This window comes from Nitratireductor sp. StC3, from assembly GCF_003015025.1.
GTDB lineage: Bacteria > Pseudomonadota > Alphaproteobacteria > Rhizobiales > Rhizobiaceae > Mangrovimarina > Mangrovimarina alexandrii.
Map to the genome: position 1 here is coordinate 158,494 of NZ_PYBP01000008.1, position 17,644 is coordinate 176,137.

Here is a 17,644-nt window from a genome sequence, read left to right on the forward strand (position 1 = left end):
AGTTGCAACGCCCGCCGGCGCCAATCGTTAAGGCACGCTAAACAGCCATGGGAAACAAAAAGTTAATTTGCTTAATTTTTAACGCCCCCATGGAGCCGGTTTCACGGCAGCGCGCAGGACGACAAAACCGCACGTTAATGTTTCATCGATACGCTGCTTTCGAAAAGGCAGGACACCAGGGCCTATGGCACCGCAATCCGGCATCGACGCCACCGCCGCCAGGGCCGGTGCGATGGACCGCATTTCCGATTTTCTGACCTCGCGAACCGCCTTGGTGCGCAACTACCTGACGGCGGTGAGCGGTTCGCTCGGTCGCCTCGTCTTCTCGCTGCTCTACTTCGTCGTGCTGGCCAACGCCCTGTCGATCGCCGAGTTCGGACTCTTCGCCACCGCCTCGGCCGCCGGTGTGATGCTGTCGCGCATCGTCGGTTTCGGCTTCGTGTCCTCGCTCTATCGGATAGCGACCGTCAAACCGCGCCTGCTGGGCACCTTCGCCGGCGGGTTCCTGTTGATGACGGCGCTGTCGCTTCCCGCGCTCGCGGCCGCGAGCTGGCTCACGCACGCGATTTTCTTTGCCGGCGAGCTGCCGCTTGCGACCTTCGCGCTGGTGATCGTGTCCGAGGCGCTGCTTTGGCGTTTGGTCGAGACGGTGGTTATCGTCAATAACGGGCTGAACCGCTTCGCGGCCGCGGCCGTGCTTGTAATTTCCGGAACGGCGCTGCGCGCGGCCGCAGCCGCGCTGTTCGCCTTTGCGGCCACGCCCACGCTCGGCGACTGGGTCTATTATTACCTGGCGGCGAACGGGATCTGTCTGGCGATCGCGCTCGTCTTCTTCTGGCCGCGCCAGCGGCTGCGGCTGCGGCCGGCACTCTACTGGTCGCGGCTTGCCGACGCGCTCTACGTGGCGGGTGCGGAACTTCTGTTTTATCTGCAGATGGAGTTGGACAAGCTGCTGGTGCTCGCTCTGGGCGGGCCGCATCTTGCCGGCATCTACGCGATCGTCATGCGGCTGGTCGACCTGACCGCGATCCCGATCCGCACGTTCACCATGCTGCTCGTGCAACGGGTGATGCGCGCCCCCGAAACGCTGTCGAAACTGTGGCTGCGCGTCGGCTTCGAAGCCGGCATCCTAGCCGTTTCCACGCTGGGGCTGGCCGCGCTTGCGCTGGTGCTGCATTTTTATCCGACGATCCTGGGCAAGAACGTATCGCAGGCCGCGCCACTGGTCATTCTCGCGCTCGCGGTGCCAGGGCTGCGCAACCTGATCGAATATCAGGCCGAATTGCTGTTCGCGCGCGGTCAGATGTTGTTGCGTGCCATAAACCTAGCGCTTCTGGCCGGGGCCAAAGCGCTCGTGCTCGGTTATCTGCTGCTTAACGGGCCGGACGCCCAGCAGTTGGTGCTGATGCTGAACGCCGCTTTCGCGGTGCTTTATCTTGCTTCGACGACGCTGACCTATAGCGCGTTAAGACGGCCGGCAAAACGCGCTTGACGCACGGGGCAACGGCGACCGGGGCCAAGCCAAGCTAGCGGCCTTCTGCGGCGCGCACCAGATCGCGGATCAGGTCCATGTCGGTGCCGATGAAAGACTGCATTCCGATCGCCACCTGGCCTGGATCCATCCCGTCCACGAAGGCCCGCACCGTCGCCGACGTCAGGCGCGGGCCGCGCCAATAGACCCGGCACAGTTCCTCGCCGGAGAGGAAATGGCCGCGGCCCTTGATGACCTCGTCGACATAACGCCCGTAGATCATGCATTCGGAAAATTTCCGCTCCGCGCCGATCGCCGCCACCCAATGGCGGCCGCTGATGCGCTCGATCCGCTCGCACATCGACACGACCGCGTCGCGCCGCCAGGCGATGAAGGTGGCGATATAGTCGTGCGGCGCGACCGCCGGGGCCTCGATACCGAGTACCCTCGCTGCGTTTTCCGACCAGATTTTCTGATCGCCGTCCACAGGACCGCGAAGCGCGTCGTCGCGCCGGAACAGGCGCACCTGCCCGTCCTTCCAGAAGCGAGCGCAGTCGAAATCCTTCAAAATCACCACGTCCGAATCGCAATAGACCAGCGCGTCCTCGTCGGCGTGGGCGGCGATCGCGATGCGGCGCAATTGCTGCACATGCCAGCCGCGCAACGGCTTGGTGCGCATCGACAGCCAGAATTTGCGCCGGAAAAGGCTGGTCGGGTCGGGCACCACCCGCAGCCAGGCGGGCAGGATATCGCGCTCGTCGATCACCACCCGGTTGGTGGTTTCGAGCGCGCGAAAAAGCGGTACGTCGGCATGCGCGACCAGGATGTAGTGCCGGCTGTGGCCGGTAACGTGGCGGTCGATGGTTTCGCACAATAGACGGCAGCGCTCGAAATCCGGCGCATAGCTGGCCGTCACCAGCGCGCTGGTGCCCACGGCTTGCGCGGCGGCCGGCGCCTCGTTCCGCGGATGGACGGCCACGTTCACGCAGCCGGCCCCGCACGCCGCAATCTTTGCATCAGGACCCGAAACAAAAACAGCGGATTGCCGACGATATAGCGACGCCACAGGCGCGAAGGCTCCAGGCCGAGCCGAAACAGCCATTCCAGGCGCAGCCAGCGCACCCATGACGGCGCGCGCGGGACCGCGCCGCTTAAGAAGTCGAACAGCGCGCCGACCGCGAACGCGGTAGTGCAATGGTCCGCGCTGAGCCGACCGTCGATCCAGTATTCCTGGCGCGGCACGCCCATCGCCACCAGAAGCACATCGGGGCGCAACCGGCCAAGACGCGCCAAGATCTCGTCTTCGGCCGCGGTATCGAAAAACCCGTCGTGAATGACGGTGACGCGATGTTGCGGCATCATCGCTTGCAGGCGCGCGGCCGCCTGCTCGACATTGTCCCTACTCGCTCCAAGCAGCCCGATCGTCAGCGGCTCTTGCTGCGACTTCAGGAAGGCGGGAATGAAATCGGTGCCGTTGAGATTGGCGGGGAACGGGGCGCCGTAGAGGATCTTCGCCGCCACATCGACGCCGACGCCGTCCGCCAGCACCACGAAATCGGACAACAGGGCAGCGAAGCGCGCATCGGTGCTGGCGACGTTGGCGATATGAGCGTTGAGGAAGCCGATCTTGGTGAAACGCCGCTCGCGGATGCGGCGCGCCAGGAAGGCGATCGCCTCGGCCCGGTCGAAGGGCGCGACGTTAACACCGAGAATATCCTTCCGCCGCTGCTGCGAAGGGTTTTCGACCGCCGTGGTGAGGGACTGCATGCTCATGCCGCCACCTCGCCCCGGGCAACACCGAGCGCGTCCAGCCCCGTGGCGATGGCGGCGTCGAGTGCGCGTATCTGACCGGCGTGGAAAGCCGAGCCGTCGAGAGCCTCGACCTGCCCGGCCGCACGCTCAACCAAGGCGGCAGCGAACGCGTCCGGATCGTCGGCCACCGTGCAATTGGACGGCAGATAGGAAACGCCGCGCAGCGAACGCGACGTCGCCACGGACGGCAGCCCCAGTTCGAAGGTCTCGATGGTTTTGAGCTGGACGCCGGTTCCGGCCTGCGCGATCAGCGGTACCACCGCGGCCTGGCGCACAAAGTCGCTCGCATCGGGAACCCGGCCGACGAATTCGACGCCGGCGGGCACGCGTCCAAGCCCCGCAGGCACGTGCCCGGCGATCCTGACACGGAAGCCGGCAGGCAGGCGTGGCGACACCTCGCGCAGGAACCAGTCCAGGCCGATACGGTTCGGCTCCCAGCTCCAGGTGCCGATCATGCCGGCCTCGAAGGCGATTTCACGCGAGCGCGGCCGCGGCGGCTCGTCCCGCGTCACCAGCGCCAGCGCCCCCGAGCGCGGCCCGGTCACGCCGAGCGCTTCGCGGTCCTGCTCGGCGAGCGTGAAGACAAAGCGGGCCTGCCGGCACAGCCGTTCCTCCACAGCCCGCAAAAGGCGCGCCTCGCGGCGGAAAAGCGCGCGCTGGACCACGTCGCGCGCGGCAGCCGCGTTTTCCAGAGCGGAACGAAACTCGACATTGTGGGCGACGAAGATCGACGGCTTGTCGGTGAAAAGATGCTCGTAGGCGCCGGCAAGCTGAACCGCGTTGAGCACATAGGCGTCGAAGGGGCCGATCCGCTTCAGCGCCGCGCGCAGTTCCCGTTCGGACGCGGCGCGCATCTTGGCCGACGACACCGTCAGGCCCGACGCCATCGCGCCGGCCAACCACTTCATTTTCTGGATCGCCGGCGCGCCCTGGGTGCGCACATCGACCGATCCGAGCGCGACGGTGTTGTGCGGGTCCGACGGAGCCTTGCCGGGCCAGGTATAGCCGAGCACGGTGACCCGGGCGCCGGCGCGGCGCAAGGCGGCGATGATCGCGGCATTGGCGATCTCGTAGCCGGTCGTCGGCGCGCCGTCGGGGACGAGTGATGTAACAAAAACCAAATGCATGTCGCTTACCTGAATGTGAGCCTAGCAGCCTCCGGTGAAGTCTTGCTTAAGCAGGCAAGGGACATGCCTTGTGACGGCAAAACGGCAGCTACGGCACGGCAAAACCACCGCAGTGCTTAACCATACGTTAACAGGCAACGCGCTTTATGAACGAAACGGACGGCCAAGGTCTCAGCATGCAAGCGCTCGCCACTGTCGAAAACGTCCGGCTCGTCGCGCAATCGCCCGGACTCGAGCCGGACAAGGTACGAATCGCCGTCACCCTGCCGACCTTTCGCCGGCCCGAACAGGTGCTGGACACCATTCGCTCCGTCGCCGCCCAGAACACCGAACGCGGCTTCGCGCTGATCGTGATGGAAAATGACGCAGAACGGCACGCCGGGGCCGACGCGGCCGCGCCGCTGTTCGAAAATGGCACGGTGAACGGGCTTTTGATCGTGGCGGAGGAGCGCGGCAATTGCAGCGCCTACAATGCCGGCTGGTCGACCGCGCTGGCCGCCTTTGCCAATCTGAGCCACGTTCTGGTGATCGACGACGACGAAATCGCCGGCCCGGATTGGCTCGAGACCATGGTCGCTACCGCCGAAAGGCTGGGGGTAGACATTGTCGGCGGCCCGCAAGTGCCGGTCTTCGAGGGAACCGGAAACGACCATTGGGCCGATCACCCGGTGTTTGCGCCACCCTATCGCGAGACGCGGGCAGTGGAAGCGCTCTACTCGTCCGGCAATCTGCTTGTCTCGCGCCGCGTGCTCGACGCCATGGAGCGGCCGTTCCTGGAGCCGGCTTTCAATTTCATGGGCGGCGGCGATTCGGATTTCCTCAGCCGGGCGGCGCGCAAAGGGTTCAGGCTCGCATGGTGCGCGGAGGCACCAGTCATGGAGACCATTCCGGCGCGCCGTCTGGAAAGCGACTGGATCAGGGCGCGTTCGCTGCGCAACGGCGTGATCTCGACGCTGGTGGAAAAACGCAGGCGGGCCGGCGATCGGCTCGGCGCCGTGCGGGTGGCGGCCAAGAGCCTCGCCCTGCTCTGCGCAGCGCCGCTGCGCGGCGTCTTGAACCTGGCGCGCACCGGTTCGTTTCCCATCGGCGCCTACCCCATCTACGTCGCGCTCGGGCGCGTTCTCGCCGAATTCGGCTATGCCAATGAGCAATACAGACAGGCTGAAAAAAACTGAGTTCGCGCCGCTCGACGGCACGACCCTACGCCAGATCTCGACGGTGCTGGCGACCGTCGTGCTGGCGATCGTGCTGATCTCGTTCCGCCCGTTCCAACCCGAAGGGCCGGCCGCCGAGGGCGGCGATATCGTCAACCAGATCGGCTTCGGCTCGCTGGGACTGCTTGCCATATTTTCGCTTCTAACCCTCACCGACCGCAAGGTGGTGGCGATGATGCTCAGCCCGTGGTGGCTGATCGTGTTCGGGTTTTTGGCGCTTTCGGTCCTGCACGCCATCGACCCGCCCTCGGCGGCGCGCGCGGCGCTTTTCACCGCGATCGGCGTGCTGGTGATCGTCACCGTGCTGGTGCTGCCGCGCGACGCCGAGTCCTTTACGACGGTGCTGCTCGTCGCCGGCCTGGCGGCGGTCCTGCTCAGCTATGCCGGACTGGCGCTGTTTCCGGGCACCGCGGTCCACTCGGGAGCCGGCGTCGAGCCGCAACATGCCGGACTCTGGCGCGGCGCGTTCTCGCACAAGAACGTTGCCGGGCCGGTCATGGCCTGTCTCAGCTTTGCCGGGCTCTACGCCTTCCGGCGCGGCCGACGCTGGGCCGGGGGGACGTTGCTGGTGCTTGCCATGATCTTCATGGTCAACACCGGCTCGAAGACGACGGCCGGCCTGGTGCCGCTGTCGATCGTGCTCGTCGCCCTGCCGGGCATTGTCGGCATGCGCTTCCTGACGCCGCTGATTTTCCTGACGACAATGGTCGGAGCAACGCTGGCGACGCTGGGGATCGTCTTCATCGGGCCGCTGAAAGACCTTGTCCAGCAGGTCGCCCCCGACCTCACCTATACCGGACGCACGGCCCTTTGGGACTTTCTCGGCGGCATGATCGCGCAGAAGCCGTGGTTCGGCTACGGTTATGAGAGCTTTTGGGGCACGCCTTTCATCTATTTCATGGAGCAACCCTTCGATCGCGACTGGGATATTCGCGGCTCCGTCCACGGCCATAACGGCTATCTCGACATCGCCGTCCTGATGGGACTGCCGGCGCTGGCCGCCTGTCTGATGGCGTTCTGGATCGTGCCGCTTGTGGACTATATGCGCACGCCGCGCCTGAAAGAGAACATCTACCTGTCCGACTTCTTCATGATGATCCTGCTGTTCACCTCGCTGAACGCATTCCTCGAAAGTTTTTTCCTGCGCCGGGTGGATCCGGTCTGGCTTTTCTTCCTCATGGCATGCCTGGGCTTGCGCATGGCCGCCCGTGTCAGGTTTCCCTCCTCGTCGGCCGGCTGAGTGCGGAAATTGCCGGTTGCGCCGGCTGGCCCGATACGGCATTGCTGCGGCCCTCACCCAGAAGAAGCGGCGGCCGGGTCTGCCGGAGGAGATCACAAGTGGCTGTGAAAGTAGTGCTGGTCGGATGCGGCAATATGGGTCATGCCATGCTTACGGGCTGGCTGGCATCGGGCAAGCTGGCCGCCGGCGACATCGCCGTCGTCGAACCGAACGAAACCCTGCGCCAACGCGCCTCGCAAACCGGCGCGGCCGTGGCCGAGCACGTCTCTCATTTGCAGGCCGGCTTGCGGCCCGAATTGATTATCTTCGCGGTCAAGCCGCAGGTGATGCGGAGCGTCGTAGCCGATTATCGCGGTTTCGCGACCGGCGGCACGACATTCGTGTCGATCGCCGCGGGCATCGGCATTGCGTTGTTCGAAGCGCTGCTGGGCGAAAAAACGCCAATCGTGCGTTGTATGCCCAACACGCCCGCCGCGATCGGAAAGGGCATGATGGTAACGGTCTCCAACGCGCAGGTCGCGCCGGACGCCGAGACCTTTCTGGCCGACCTGCTTTCGGTCAGCGGCCGGGTGCTGAAGCTCGAAGACGAAGGCCTGATGGACGCCGTGACCGCCGTGTCCGGCTCCGGGCCGGCCTATGTTTTTCATTTCATCGAATGTCTGACCGCAGCCGGCGAGCGGGTCGGCCTGCCCGCGGAGGCGGCGAAGCTGCTGGCCATGCAGACCGTGTTCGGTGCCGCCTCGCTGGCAGCCGAAAGCGAGACCGAACCCGGCCTCCTGCGCGAACAGGTCACCAGCCCGAACGGCACCACAGCCGCCGCCTTGCAGGTTCTGATGGGCCAGGATCGCCTTCGCGCGTTGATCACCGAGGCTGTCGAGGCGGCGCGCGACCGTTCCGTCGAGCTCGGGAAATAGCCGGGCGGCGCTCCCGCCACCCGATTTTGCCAACTCCCCCTACGGGCGCACGGGCGCGCCCAAAAACACCGGCGCGGCGACGGCGCCGCCGACCGCGCGCGCGGTGCGATTGTGCCCGACATGGGCATCGGCGAGTTTTCGCGACAGCCGCTGGAACGGCTTTTCGATCACAAAATGCGCGATCAGCGCCACGGCCACCACCGCCACGATCATCGCCGCCACCATCAGCGTCCCGAAAACCGGCCCGTTGAGGCCAAAACCGTAAAAATCCTGCCCGTTGATCTCGAAGGTGCCGATCAGCTCGAGCCCCACGACCTTCTCCACGATGCTGGCCAGATTGATCATCCGCGCCTGAACGAAAATATGCACGATGTAGATGCCGTAGGAGAGCGCCCCCAGCCACAGAAACAGCCTGGTTCTGAGCAGTCGGCTGATCATGCCGCCTTCCAGAACGAAGACGCATAGGGTGAGCGCGAACACGAACGGCGCCGCGATGCCGGCCGCATTGTCGCCGGCAACAGCGACGAATGCGGCCACCATGACGATGGCGGCGAGTTCGAGCGCGCTGGCGCCGGCCACCGCGCCCACGCCAGGCCGTACCGCCAGGCCCGCCTTGGCCGACAGCAATTTCGAGCCGGCCGCGAAATAAAGCAGCGCGCCGAGCGAAAACCCGTAGACGCAGCGCACGAAACCTAAATCCCAGGTCGCGTCCATATAGTCGGGCGAAAACAGGTAGAGCACCACCGGACCGATGACGACGGCGACAACCAGCGCGATCCAGGAGCGGCGCCCGAGCAGCACCACAAGCCCGCCGAAGAGAATATAGGTCCAGAACTCGGCCGAGATGCTCCAGCTCGGACCGTTCCAGGTCAGCCGGCTATCGACCCCCATGCCGTTGAGAAGGGCGAGGCTCGTCAGCAATTCGGACGGGCTGTTGCCGTCGGTAAACGGCGCCGGGCCGTTTCCGGCCAGTGCCGGAACGCTCCAGCGCAGCGCCTCGAAGGCGACGAACAAGGCAAGCACGGCAACATGGAGCGGATAGATCCGGCCAATGCGCAGAACGACGAACCGCAGATAATCGACCCCCTCGGCCAGCTTGGCGCCGTATCCATAGGCGATCACGAAGCCCGACAGCACGAAGAAATAGTCGACGAACAGATAGGCGTTGCGCACGACCAGGCTTTCGCCGAGCGGGCCGGAGGCCGGAAAATGCATCACGGCCACCAGCAACGCGCAAATGCCGCGCCAGGAATCGAGCGTTTCGAGCCGAATATTGGCCTTGGCAGCGCTGCGATGTGTCGCCCTGATACGGGCCACCGTGTCGTTCTGGTTCATTTGACCGTCGTGCTCCCTCATTCGGACACGCAAACATCGCCGCGCGCCATCGCACACAGGCCTGAAGCAAAACCCGCGCCAAAACGGTCAAGACTTTTTGATTTTCAGCTCGGGCCGCGCCTATCGGGGCCCGAATCCCGGTTTTCGGCCGCTTGTTATCCGTACAGCATCTGGTCCTGACGTTGGCGCAGCGCATAAAGCCGCGTGCTCGGATCCGGCGCGGCATTGTCGGTGGTCAGCAACTCGCCTTTCTTGACCGACTTCAAAACCTTGCCCCCCTCGAGAAGGCCGACGGGAACCGCGTTTTGGGCGCGCGCGTCGGTCACCGTCATGGTGAAGGAGCGGTAGCAGGTCTCGCCGATCGCATCGAAAGCCTCGCCGGCGGCGAGATCGCGCTTGGCGAGCGCGCAGACTTCGGCCACGGGACGCGGCAACGGCACCATGTCGGGCTTGCCGGTCAGCATGATGCGCGCCGCCGTCAGCGGAACTTCGAGCGAGGTCAGATGGTAGGGCCGGAAGAAGCTGTAATAGGGACCGGTGCCGATATGCAGGTCGTCCATGCGCTCGATGATACGTGGGTGGGTCGCCTCGACGATGACAAAGACGCCCGGTGCGACGCCCTTGCCGACCGTGTAGTCGACCACGCCCTTGCGCGTCAGGATGCCGCCGTCCTGCCGGGGGATCAACACCTTGACCATCTCGTCTCGGTCCGCGCGCGGCCCGTGCATGCCGGGAACGTCCGGTACCAGACCGGTGGCGTTGGCGATCGCGGCCATCTCGACCATGGTCTTGGACCCGTCGACGAACTCCACCAGCATACGCGGGTTCATGTTGCGCCGCGTCGCCTCCTCGACATAGTCGTCGGGCACGGCGTCGTGGTTGAGCGGATTGTTCTTGCCCTTGCCGGCCGAAACGATGGAATAGCCGAGCGCGGAAGCGAATTCGATCAGTTCCATGCACGAAGACGGCTCGTCGCCCGCGCCGACCGTGTAGACGACGCCCAGCCGGTCGGCCTCCTGTTTGAGCAGGCAGCCGATGGTGACGTCGGCTTCGACATTCATCATCACCACGTGCTTGCCGTGCTCCATCGCCATCAGGTCGAAATCCGCGGCGACGCCGGGCTTGCCGGTGGCATCGATCACCACGTCGACGAGCGGGTTGGTGACGAGCAATTCGTTGGAGGTGATCGCGATCCTGCCGGCCTCGATCGCCGCCGTGGCGGCCGAAGCCGTACCGGCTTCGCGCGCCATCGCCTCGTCGCCATAGGCGATGCGGATCGCATCGCGCGCGGTATGCGGCCTGCGTGTCGAGATCGCGCAGACCTCGATGCCACGCATCAGCATGGCCTGGGTGACAAGGTCGGTCCCCATCTCGCCGGAGCCGATCACGCCGACGCGCACGGGTCGGCCTTCATCCGCCCGCCGCGCAAGATCACGGGCCAGACCGGTAAGAGCGACATTGGTCATGGACAGCATTTTTCCCGCACGCTTCGGTGCGCGGAGCTAGTACCCCCATGCCGGCAATGTCAATCGTTGCGGCATCACACGAGTGAAGACGCGCCGAAATGCGCGCCTTCGTCCACATGCCCCCTACCCTTCGGGATCCGGCCGGCCGATAGTCGCGACAGCGAATCCGCCGCGAGCAGACCAATGTCCAGCATGATCCTGACGACTGCCGAGTGCTTAACCCTGTGCCGCGAGGCCGCGCTCGGCGCCGGCGCCCATGACGGAGCCGCGACCGCGCTCGCCCGGGCGACGGTTGCCGCCGAAGCCGCAGGCAACAGCGCCATCGGCCTGGGGCATTTCGAATTCTATCTCGACGCCCTGCGCGCGGGCCGGATCGACGGCCGGGCCGAGCCGGCGATCGAACGGCCGCTGCCGTCGATTTTCCATGTCGACGCCCGCCGGGGTACGGCGCATTACGGCTACGCGCTCGTCCGCGACCGGCTGATCGCCGCCGTGCGCACGGCCGGCCTGGGGATCTTTGCGCAAAAAAACGCCTTTACCTGCGGCGCGCTCGGCTATTTCGCCCAGCAACTCGCCGAAGCCGGCCTGGTCGCACTGGCCGCCGCCAACGGCCCGGCGCTGATCACCGCAGCGGGCGGCCGGCGGCCGGTCTACTGTACCAACCCGCTCGCCTTCGCCGCGCCGCTTGGTGGGGACGACACGCTGCTGATCGACCAGTCGTCGAGCCAGACGGCCTATGTCAAGCTGCGGCAGGCCGCCGAACGGGGCGAATCGATTCCAGAAGGCTGGGCGATCGACGGCCGGGGCCGGCCGACAACGGACGCCCGCGCGGCGATCGAAGGCGCGCTTCTGGCGTTTGGCGGCGCGCGCGGGGCCAATATCGCGCTGATGGTGGAAGTGCTTGCGGCCGGACTGACCGGCGCCAACTGGTCGCTCGACGCGCCATCGATCACGCAGGGGCCAGACTCTCCGCAAACCGGGCTGTTCGTGCTGGCGGTCGACCCGGCCGCGTTCGGTCAAGGCTTCGCTGCCCGGCTCAGCGACCATGCCGCACGGCTCGAGGCCGAGGGCATCCATATTCCAGGCCGCGCCCGGCGCGAACGCGTTGCGGCGGCGGACCGCGACGGGCTGCGCGTGCCACGCGCGCTGGTACAGCGCATTGCGGCCTTTGCCGACCCCGCGCCATAAACCGCAAGGGCTCAGCTGTCGACAGACAGGGCGAACGGTGCGCCCTCGAAGGCATCGGCGCCACGACCGATCGAGCGCACCGCCTCGACCATGCGGCCGTCGCGCCCCAAAATTTCGTCGGCCAGCGCGACCAGCCGGATATTCGGCGTCGCGGAGGGCGAGAGACGGCGCAATGTGCGGGCGAGTTCGGCTTCGCCGCGCATGGGCGCCAAGGCGGCGGCGATGATGTAGGCGGAGGCGGTGGAGCGCGAAATGCCGGCAAAGCAGTTGATCACAAGTGGCGTGGCCCGATCCCAACCCCTGCCGAATTCGATCAGGCTTTCGACATGCGCGCTGGCCGGCGCCACCATGTCTGGCGCTTCCTCGACGATGTCGTGCATCGACAGCAAAAGGTGCTGATCGGCGGCGATCGGCGCCGGCCGGTCGAACGGGGTTCCGTGTTTGAGCAGCGTCAACAGCCGGCGCGCGCCGGTCGCGCTGATCGTCTCGCCGAGACGCGACAGGGGGCAGACCCAGATCATCATTTTTTTGCCTCCTTGGCCGGATCGGTTTGCTGGTTTCGCGCGGACCATGCCGCAAGCGCGGCCTCGAGCCGTGGCCAGGCGTCGTCGTCGGGCAGGCCGATCCGCAGACAATCCGGCCGGGCTTGGAAGCGGCGGGTGAAAATGCCGGCCGCGCCCAGCCATGCAAACAGGTCCGGCGCGGCCGGATCGCGCAGGAAGGCGTAAAGCGCGGTGCCGCCGCGGGGCTCGATCCCGGCTGTGGCAAGCACGGCGTCGAGACGCGCACGCTCGGCCCCCAACCGGGCGCGCATCCGCGTCTGCCAGGCCTGGTCCGCCAGCGCCCGCAGGCCGATCTCGAGCGTCGGGCCGGAGACCGCCCAGGGCCCGAGCGTAGCGGCCAATCCGGCCACAAGGTCCGGCGCGCCGAGTGCAAAGCCGAGCCTGATGCCGGCAAGGCCGAAAAATTTCCCGAACGAGCGCAGCACGACGACCCCGCCTTCCCCGCAGGCGTCGCCGAGAGAATGCGCGGCGGGACCGACATCCATGAACGCCTCGTCGAGCACCAGCAAACCGCCCTTGGCGTGCATATGGCCGGCGAGCGCGAGCAGGGTTTCGCGTGCGACGACGCGGCCATCCGGATTGTTCGGGTTGACGATGACGGCAAGATCGGCGTCGTAGAGCGCATCGACATCGCTCACCTCCTCGACCGCATGGCCGGCAAGGCGCGCGCAGCGCCCATGTTCGGCATAGGTCGGTCCGAGCACGCGGGCCCGGCCGGCGGGGATCTGCCGCATCACAAGCGGCAGCAAGGCCTGGGTTCCGGGCGCGGCCACAACGGCGGCATCCGGCCCGGCGCGATAGGCGCCGGCGGCAAGGCGTGCCAGTTCGGCGATCCGGCCCGGCTCGGGCAGGCGCGAAAAAGCGGTGGCCGGCAGGTCGAAAAGCGGATAGGCGTGCGGGTTGATGCCGGTCGACAGGTCGACCCACGGTCGCGGCGCATCGGGAAACAGCGCCCGGGCCGCGTCGAGGCTGCCGCCATGATCGCAAACCGCGTTTTTTTCAGCCCGTTGCAACGCCATGTTCTTGTCCATCGCCTTTCTGTCGCTGCTTGTCGAGCGGGCCGCCGGCTATCCCGACCGCCTGTTCATGGCGATCGGCCATCCGGTGACCTGGATCGGCGCGCTGATCGACCGTCTCGACCGGCGCTGGAATCGGGAGACGGACAGTCCGGCGCGTCGCCGGCATGCCGGGCTGGCCGCGCTCGTCACCATTGCGCTGCTCGCCGGCGGCGCCGGGCTGGGCCTGCAGGCGCTGCTTATGACCCTGCCCGCCTCCATAGCCCTCGCGCTCGCTGCCTGCCTGGCGGCAACGCTGATCGCGCAAAAAAGCCTCGACGATCATGTCGCGGCCGTCGCCGGCGCGCTGGAAACCGGCGGCCTCGACGCCGGACGGGCGGCGGTGTCGCAGATCGTCGGGCGCGATCCCGACACGCTCGACGAGGCCGGGGTGAGCCGCGCGGCGATCGAGAGTCTGGCGGAAAACTTCTCCGACGGCGTCACCGCGCCGCTCGTCTGGCTCGCGCTCGCCGGCTTGCCGGGCATCGCGGTCTACAAGGCGGTCAACACGGCCGATTCGATGATCGGTCACCGCACACCGCGCCACGAGGACTTCGGTCGCGCCGCCGCCCGCTTCGACGATCTGATCAACCTGCCGGCCTCGCGGCTGACGGCACTGGCGCTGGTGGCGGCCGCGGCCCTTCTGCCATCCATGTCCGGACGCAACGCCTGGCGGGCGGTCCGGCGCGACGCGAAAAACCACCGCTCGCCCAATGCCGGCTGGCCGGAGGCGGCGATGGCCGGCGCGCTCGGCCTGGCGCTCGCCGGCCCGCGCTCCTATGGCGGACATGTGGTGGACGACGCGGTGATGGGCCAAGGCGGCCGTCGGAGCGCCGACGCGACAGATATTCGCCGTGCGCTTACCCTTTACCGGTGGGCGGACGGGCTGTTGATCCTGTTGACCGGCGCGCTCGCCGCCTTGGTCAGCGCGCATTTTTGATCAGCCCGTCAATGTCGAGATGGGCCTCCATGTGGTCGGCCAGACCGTCGAGCGCGGCTTCGACGCCGCCCTCGTAATCGAGCCCGGATGCGCCGCCGCCGAGACGCTCCAGCCAGGCGGCGCGCTGGCGATCGTCGGCGAACAGGCCGTGTACATAGGTTCCCGCGACGCGACCGTCGGGTGCGGTCGCGCCGTCGGCCCGACCGGCGATGGCGGCGAACGGCCGTGCGGCATCGGGTCCTGCGGTGACGCCGATATGCATCTCATAACCGTGGAAAGGCACGCCGTCGGCCGTGTCGCCACGCACCTCGACCAAAGCCTTTTCGCCTGTCAGGCGGGTGTCGACCTCGAGCAAACCGAGGCCTTTCACCCGTCCTGCCTGCCCTTCGACGCCGTCCGGATCGTCGATGGTGCGGCCGAGCATCTGGTAGCCGCCGCACAGGCCGAGCACGAAGCCGCCGCGGCGGCGGTGGGCCGCGATATCGACATCGAAGCCGGCCGCGCGCAGGGCGGCCAGATCCGCGATCGTTGACTTGGAACCGACCAGCAGCACCAAGTCGGTATCGCCGGGAACCGGCATGCCTGGCCACAACCGTGTCAACGCCACGTCGGGTTCGGCCTCGAGCGGGTCGAGATCGTCGAAATTGGAGATATGCGGCAGGATCGGCACCGCGACCTTCACCCGCCCCCCGGCGCGGCCGCGGCGATCCTTGCCGGTCAGCGCCAGCGCGTCCTCCGCCGGCAGGCGGTTGGCGTCGGCAAAATGCAACAAAAGCCCGAAGGAGGCCCAGCCGGTACGCCGCGCAATCTCGTTGATGCCGTCGACGAACAAGGCCGGATCGCCGCGAAAACGGTTGACGAGAAACCCGACGACGAGCGCGGCGTCGGCCGGATCGATCACCGCTTTGGTGCCGACCAGACTGGCGATGACGCCGCCCCGGTCGATATCGCCGATCACCACCACCGGCACGTCGGCGGCGCGCGCGAAGCCGAAATTGGCGATGTCGTTGGCACGCAGATTGGTTTCGGAGGCACTGCCGGCGCCTTCGACCAGCACGATATCGGCCTCTTCCTTCAGACGCGCGAAACTGTCGAGCACGGCCGGCAGCAGACTGGGCTTGACGCCCTGATAGTCGGCCGCGCGCGCGGTGCCCCGGACCCGCCCCTGGACGACGATCTGCGCGCCCGTCTCGCCCTGCGGCTTCAACAGAACCGGGTTCATGTGTACACTGGGCGTCACGCCGGCAGCGCGGGCCTGCAAGGCCTGGGCGCGGCCGATCTCGCCGCCGTCGGCGGTGACGGCGGCGTTGTTCGACATGTTCTGCGGCTTGAACGGACGTACGCGCAGGCCGCGCTTGGTCAGGGCGCGCGCCAGGCCGGCCACGACCAGCGTCTTGCCGACATCGGAGCCGGTGCCCTGGAACATCAGCGCACGGGCCGTCATGGCGGCGTCTCGCGGGCCCGACAAACAGACATTGCTAGAACTCGATACCCTTTTGCGCCTTCACGCCGGCGGCGAAATGATGCTTGACCTGCCCCATCTCGGTGACGAGGTCCGCGGCCTCCGCCAAGGCGGGCTTGGCGTTGCGACCGGTGACGACGACATGCAGATCGTCGCGCCGGGCCTTGAGCGCCTCGACAATCTTTTCCACGTCGAGATAGTCGTAGCGCAGGGCAATGTTGAGCTCGTCGAGAATGACGAGGCCGATTTCGGGATCGGCCATCAATGCCTCGGCTTTGGTCCAGGCGGCCTCGGCAGCGGCCACGTCGCGCTTCAGGTCCTGGGTCTCCCAGGTGAAGCCCTCGCCCATCGCATACCATTCCACCTTGTCGCCGAAGGTCAAAAGCGCGTCCTTCTCGCCGGTGTGCCATGCGCCCTTGACGAACTGGACGACGCCGACCTTGCGGCCGTGGCCGAGCATGCGCAGCGCGAGCCCGAAGGCCGCCGTCGACTTGCCCTTGCCCGGGCCGGTATTGACGATCAGCAGGCCCTTTTCGATCTTTTTCGACGCCACTTCGGCGTCCTGAACGGCCTTGCGCTTCTCCATCTTTGCGCGATGGCGCGCGGCCTCGGTTTCGCTGACTTGTTTCATCTATTTCACCCGCATCGGCAGTCCGGCGACCATGAAAACGACCTCGTCGGCCACGGCCGCGACCGCCTGGTTGAGGCGCCCGGCCGCGTCGCGAAAACGGCGGGCGAGCGCGTTGTCCGGCACGATGCCGAGGCCGACCTCGTTGGCGACCGCGACCCAAAACCCGCGCGGGGCGGCAAGCGCGGCGACCAGACCGGCGGTCTCGGTCTCCACGTCCCGGCCGGCCAGCATCTGGTTCGACAACCACAAGGTCAGGCAGTCGACCAGAACCGGCCCTTCGGCCTCCGGCGTGGCCAAAGCCCCGACAAGATCGAGCGGCGCATCGTGCGTCGACCAACGCCGGTCGCGCCGGGCCCGATGTGTGGCGATGCGCTCACTCATTTCGGCATCGAAGGCCTGCGCGGTCGCCAGATAGGTCCAAGGCGCCGGCTGCGCCTCGATCAGCGTTTCGGCGTGCGCGCTCTTGCCCGAGCGCGCACCACCAAGCACCAGGATCAGCCGTCCTTTGTCAGGCAAAGCTTGTCCGCGAATTGTCGGCCTGGCCGAAAAAGCGCGGCCGCAGCGCACCGACGGCCGCGCCCAGCACCAGCCAGAAGACGAGGTTGGTGACGGTGACGACAACGACGAAGCGGTGATGCAGATCGGCCGGAACCGGCGATTCGTGGCTGACCGGCTGTGGCGCGCCGATCAGATGCGGCGCGACGATCAGCGCCACCCCGACCACCGCCCACACGGCCGAGGCGCGAAACGCGATCAGCGCCAGGCCGGCCGCGGTCGCGGCCACGGTGGCGATCCACCATATCTGCCGGGCAACAAGATCGGCAGCCGGCATGGCCGGCAATTCGGGCGGCAGGCCAAGGCCGGGCGCCAGGGTGAAAACGGCGAAACCGGCAAAACCCCAGACGAGACCCTGACGCCAGCCGGCGATGCCACCGGCGAGTTCCGACGCCGCGACCAGCAAAAGCCCGAATCCGACACCGGTAACGATGGCGGCGAGTGCCGTATAGAGGTTTCGTTCCATTCCGTCGGCCGGCGCCCAGGCTTCCACGCCATCCTCCGCCTCGGAGACGGCGGCCTCGCCATGATGGTCGCCGCCAGCGCCCTCGAAGGTCTCGGCCTGGAGGATCAGCGGCACGGTCGCGTAGATCTGCATGGCCGTCAGCACGAGCCCGGCCAAAAGTCCGGCGAGCGCCGCGACGAACACGACGTTGCGAAGATCAGACATG

Annotated in this window: 17 protein-coding genes; 6 read left to right on the forward strand and 11 right to left on the reverse strand. The window is 66.8% G+C overall.

Annotated elements, in window-relative coordinates:
- Positions 1-232 precede the first annotated feature (232 nt).
- Positions 233-1,492 carry a transporter gene (locus C7T96_RS16935; protein WP_106572485.1) on the forward strand — a complete coding sequence of 420 codons (1,260 nt, stop codon included), beginning with the start codon at positions 233-235 and terminating at the stop codon, positions 1,490-1,492.
- A 34-nt stretch (positions 1,493-1,526) separates the two neighbouring features.
- Here the strand turns inward: C7T96_RS16935 and C7T96_RS16940 are convergent, their stop codons facing one another.
- The 3 genes from C7T96_RS16940 to C7T96_RS16950 are packed head-to-tail and all read right to left on the reverse strand — an operon-like array spanning position 1,527 to position 4,410.
- Positions 1,527-2,456 carry a DUF6492 family protein gene (locus tag C7T96_RS16940; protein ID WP_245414159.1) on the reverse strand — a complete coding sequence of 310 codons (930 nt, stop codon included), beginning with the start codon at positions 2,454-2,456 and terminating at the stop codon, positions 1,527-1,529.
- Positions 2,453-3,244 (reverse strand): WecB/TagA/CpsF family glycosyltransferase, encoded by a 792-nt coding sequence (locus tag C7T96_RS16945; RefSeq protein WP_106572424.1) that lies wholly within the window; start codon positions 3,242-3,244, stop codon positions 2,453-2,455. The genes C7T96_RS16940 and C7T96_RS16945 overlap by 4 nt, the downstream gene beginning before the upstream one ends.
- The gene (locus C7T96_RS16950; protein ID WP_106572425.1) at positions 3,241-4,410 is read right to left on the reverse strand and encodes a glycosyltransferase family 4 protein; all 1,170 of its coding nucleotides are present in this window, start codon (positions 4,408-4,410) and stop codon (positions 3,241-3,243) included. Before C7T96_RS16950 ends, C7T96_RS16945 begins: the two co-directional genes overlap by 4 nt.
- A gap of 176 nt (positions 4,411-4,586) precedes the next feature.
- Here C7T96_RS16950 and C7T96_RS16955 point away from each other — a divergent pair, with 176 nt between their 5' ends.
- From C7T96_RS16955 to proC, 3 genes are all read left to right on the forward strand, one after another.
- Positions 4,587-5,585 carry a glycosyltransferase gene (locus C7T96_RS16955; RefSeq protein ID WP_106572487.1) on the forward strand — a complete coding sequence of 333 codons (999 nt, stop codon included), beginning with the start codon at positions 4,587-4,589 and terminating at the stop codon, positions 5,583-5,585.
- Positions 5,554-6,864 (forward strand): O-antigen ligase, encoded by a 1,311-nt coding sequence (locus C7T96_RS16960; RefSeq protein WP_106572426.1) that lies wholly within the window; start codon positions 5,554-5,556, stop codon positions 6,862-6,864. Before C7T96_RS16955 ends, C7T96_RS16960 begins: the two co-directional genes overlap by 32 nt.
- A 98-nt stretch (positions 6,865-6,962) precedes the next feature.
- Positions 6,963-7,778: a pyrroline-5-carboxylate reductase gene (gene proC / locus C7T96_RS16965; RefSeq protein WP_106572427.1), complete on the forward strand. Its 816-nt coding sequence runs from the start codon at positions 6,963-6,965 to the stop codon at positions 7,776-7,778.
- 39 nt (positions 7,779-7,817) lie between these two features.
- On the opposite strand, the gene C7T96_RS16970 is transcribed toward proC, so the two are convergent.
- The gene (locus C7T96_RS16970; RefSeq protein WP_158264401.1) at positions 7,818-9,113 is read right to left on the reverse strand and encodes an acyltransferase; all 1,296 of its coding nucleotides are present in this window, start codon (positions 9,111-9,113) and stop codon (positions 7,818-7,820) included.
- 155 nt (positions 9,114-9,268) lie between these two features.
- A complete protein-coding gene (locus C7T96_RS16975; protein ID WP_106572488.1) occupies positions 9,269-10,579 on the reverse strand; it encodes an NAD(P)H-dependent oxidoreductase in 1,311 nt (436 codons plus the stop codon).
- Positions 10,580-10,762: 183 nt separating this feature from the next.
- Here C7T96_RS16975 and C7T96_RS16980 point away from each other — a divergent pair, with 183 nt between their 5' ends.
- Entirely contained in the window at positions 10,763-11,767 is a 1,005-nt protein-coding gene (locus C7T96_RS16980) for an Ldh family oxidoreductase (protein WP_348627253.1), read from the forward strand.
- An 11-nt stretch (positions 11,768-11,778) separates the two neighbouring features.
- On the opposite strand, the gene C7T96_RS16985 is transcribed toward C7T96_RS16980, so the two are convergent.
- Positions 11,779-12,288: a tyrosine phosphatase family protein gene (locus C7T96_RS16985; protein ID WP_106572490.1), complete on the reverse strand. Its 510-nt coding sequence runs from the start codon at positions 12,286-12,288 to the stop codon at positions 11,779-11,781.
- Positions 12,288-13,349 (reverse strand): threonine-phosphate decarboxylase CobD, encoded by a 1,062-nt coding sequence (gene cobD, locus C7T96_RS16990; protein ID WP_106572429.1) that lies wholly within the window; start codon positions 13,347-13,349, stop codon positions 12,288-12,290. The genes C7T96_RS16985 and cobD overlap by 1 nt, the downstream gene beginning before the upstream one ends.
- Here cobD and cbiB point away from each other — a divergent pair.
- Positions 13,348-14,325 (forward strand): adenosylcobinamide-phosphate synthase CbiB, encoded by a 978-nt coding sequence (cbiB, locus tag C7T96_RS16995; protein ID WP_106572430.1) that lies wholly within the window; start codon positions 13,348-13,350, stop codon positions 14,323-14,325. The two genes, cobD and cbiB, sit on opposite strands and share 2 nt — an antisense overlap.
- On the opposite strand, the gene C7T96_RS17000 is transcribed toward cbiB, so the two are convergent.
- The 4 genes from C7T96_RS17000 to C7T96_RS17015 are packed head-to-tail and all read right to left on the reverse strand — an operon-like array spanning position 14,309 to position 17,643.
- Positions 14,309-15,769, reverse strand: a complete 1,461-nt coding sequence (locus C7T96_RS17000; RefSeq protein ID WP_106572431.1) for a cobyric acid synthase — start codon at positions 15,767-15,769, stop codon at positions 14,309-14,311. The two genes, cbiB and C7T96_RS17000, sit on opposite strands and share 17 nt — an antisense overlap.
- Before the next feature lie 34 nt (positions 15,770-15,803).
- On the reverse strand, positions 15,804-16,418 hold the full coding sequence (gene cobO, locus C7T96_RS17005) for a cob(I)yrinic acid a,c-diamide adenosyltransferase (RefSeq protein ID WP_106572432.1): 615 nt from the start codon (positions 16,416-16,418) through the stop codon (positions 15,804-15,806).
- Positions 16,419-16,934, reverse strand: a complete 516-nt coding sequence (cobU, locus tag C7T96_RS17010; RefSeq protein ID WP_106572433.1) for a bifunctional adenosylcobinamide kinase/adenosylcobinamide-phosphate guanylyltransferase — start codon at positions 16,932-16,934, stop codon at positions 16,419-16,421. It abuts the gene before it with no gap.
- Complete coding sequence (locus C7T96_RS17015; RefSeq protein ID WP_106572491.1) at positions 16,927-17,643, reverse strand: CbtA family protein; 717 nt, start codon at positions 17,641-17,643, stop codon at positions 16,927-16,929. The genes cobU and C7T96_RS17015 overlap by 8 nt, the downstream gene beginning before the upstream one ends.
- Between the last annotated feature and the right edge of the window lies 1 nt (position 17,644).

Coding starts and splice junctions, on each gene's coding strand:
- C7T96_RS16935 (WP_106572485.1), top strand. CDS start 233: ATGGACCGCATTTCCGATTTTCTGACCTCGCGAACCGCCTTGGTGCGC.
- C7T96_RS16945 (WP_106572424.1), bottom strand. CDS start 3,244: ATGAGCATGCAGTCCCTCACCACGGCGGTCGAAAACCCTTCGCAGCAG.
- C7T96_RS16950 (WP_106572425.1), bottom strand. CDS start 4,410: ATGCATTTGGTTTTTGTTACATCACTCGTCCCCGACGGCGCGCCGACG.
- C7T96_RS16955 (WP_106572487.1), top strand. CDS start 4,587: ATGCAAGCGCTCGCCACTGTCGAAAACGTCCGGCTCGTCGCGCAATCG.
- C7T96_RS16960 (WP_106572426.1), top strand. CDS start 5,554: ATGAGCAATACAGACAGGCTGAAAAAAACTGAGTTCGCGCCGCTCGAC.
- C7T96_RS16970 (WP_158264401.1), bottom strand. CDS start 9,113: ATGAACCAGAACGACACGGTGGCCCGTATCAGGGCGACACATCGCAGC.
- C7T96_RS16975 (WP_106572488.1), bottom strand. CDS start 10,579: ATGACCAATGTCGCTCTTACCGGTCTGGCCCGTGATCTTGCGCGGCGG.
- C7T96_RS16980 (WP_348627253.1), top strand. CDS start 10,763: ATGTCCAGCATGATCCTGACGACTGCCGAGTGCTTAACCCTGTGCCGC.
- C7T96_RS16985 (WP_106572490.1), bottom strand. CDS start 12,288: ATGATCTGGGTCTGCCCCCTGTCGCGTCTCGGCGAGACGATCAGCGCG.
- cbiB (WP_106572430.1), top strand. CDS start 13,348: ATGTTCTTGTCCATCGCCTTTCTGTCGCTGCTTGTCGAGCGGGCCGCC.
- cobD (WP_106572429.1), bottom strand. CDS start 13,349: ATGGCGTTGCAACGGGCTGAAAAAAACGCGGTTTGCGATCATGGCGGC.
- C7T96_RS17000 (WP_106572431.1), bottom strand. CDS start 15,769: ATGACGGCCCGTGCGCTGATGTTCCAGGGCACCGGCTCCGATGTCGGC.
- cobO (WP_106572432.1), bottom strand. CDS start 16,418: ATGAAACAAGTCAGCGAAACCGAGGCCGCGCGCCATCGCGCAAAGATG.
- C7T96_RS17015 (WP_106572491.1), bottom strand. CDS start 17,643: ATGTCTGATCTTCGCAACGTCGTGTTCGTCGCGGCGCTCGCCGGACTT.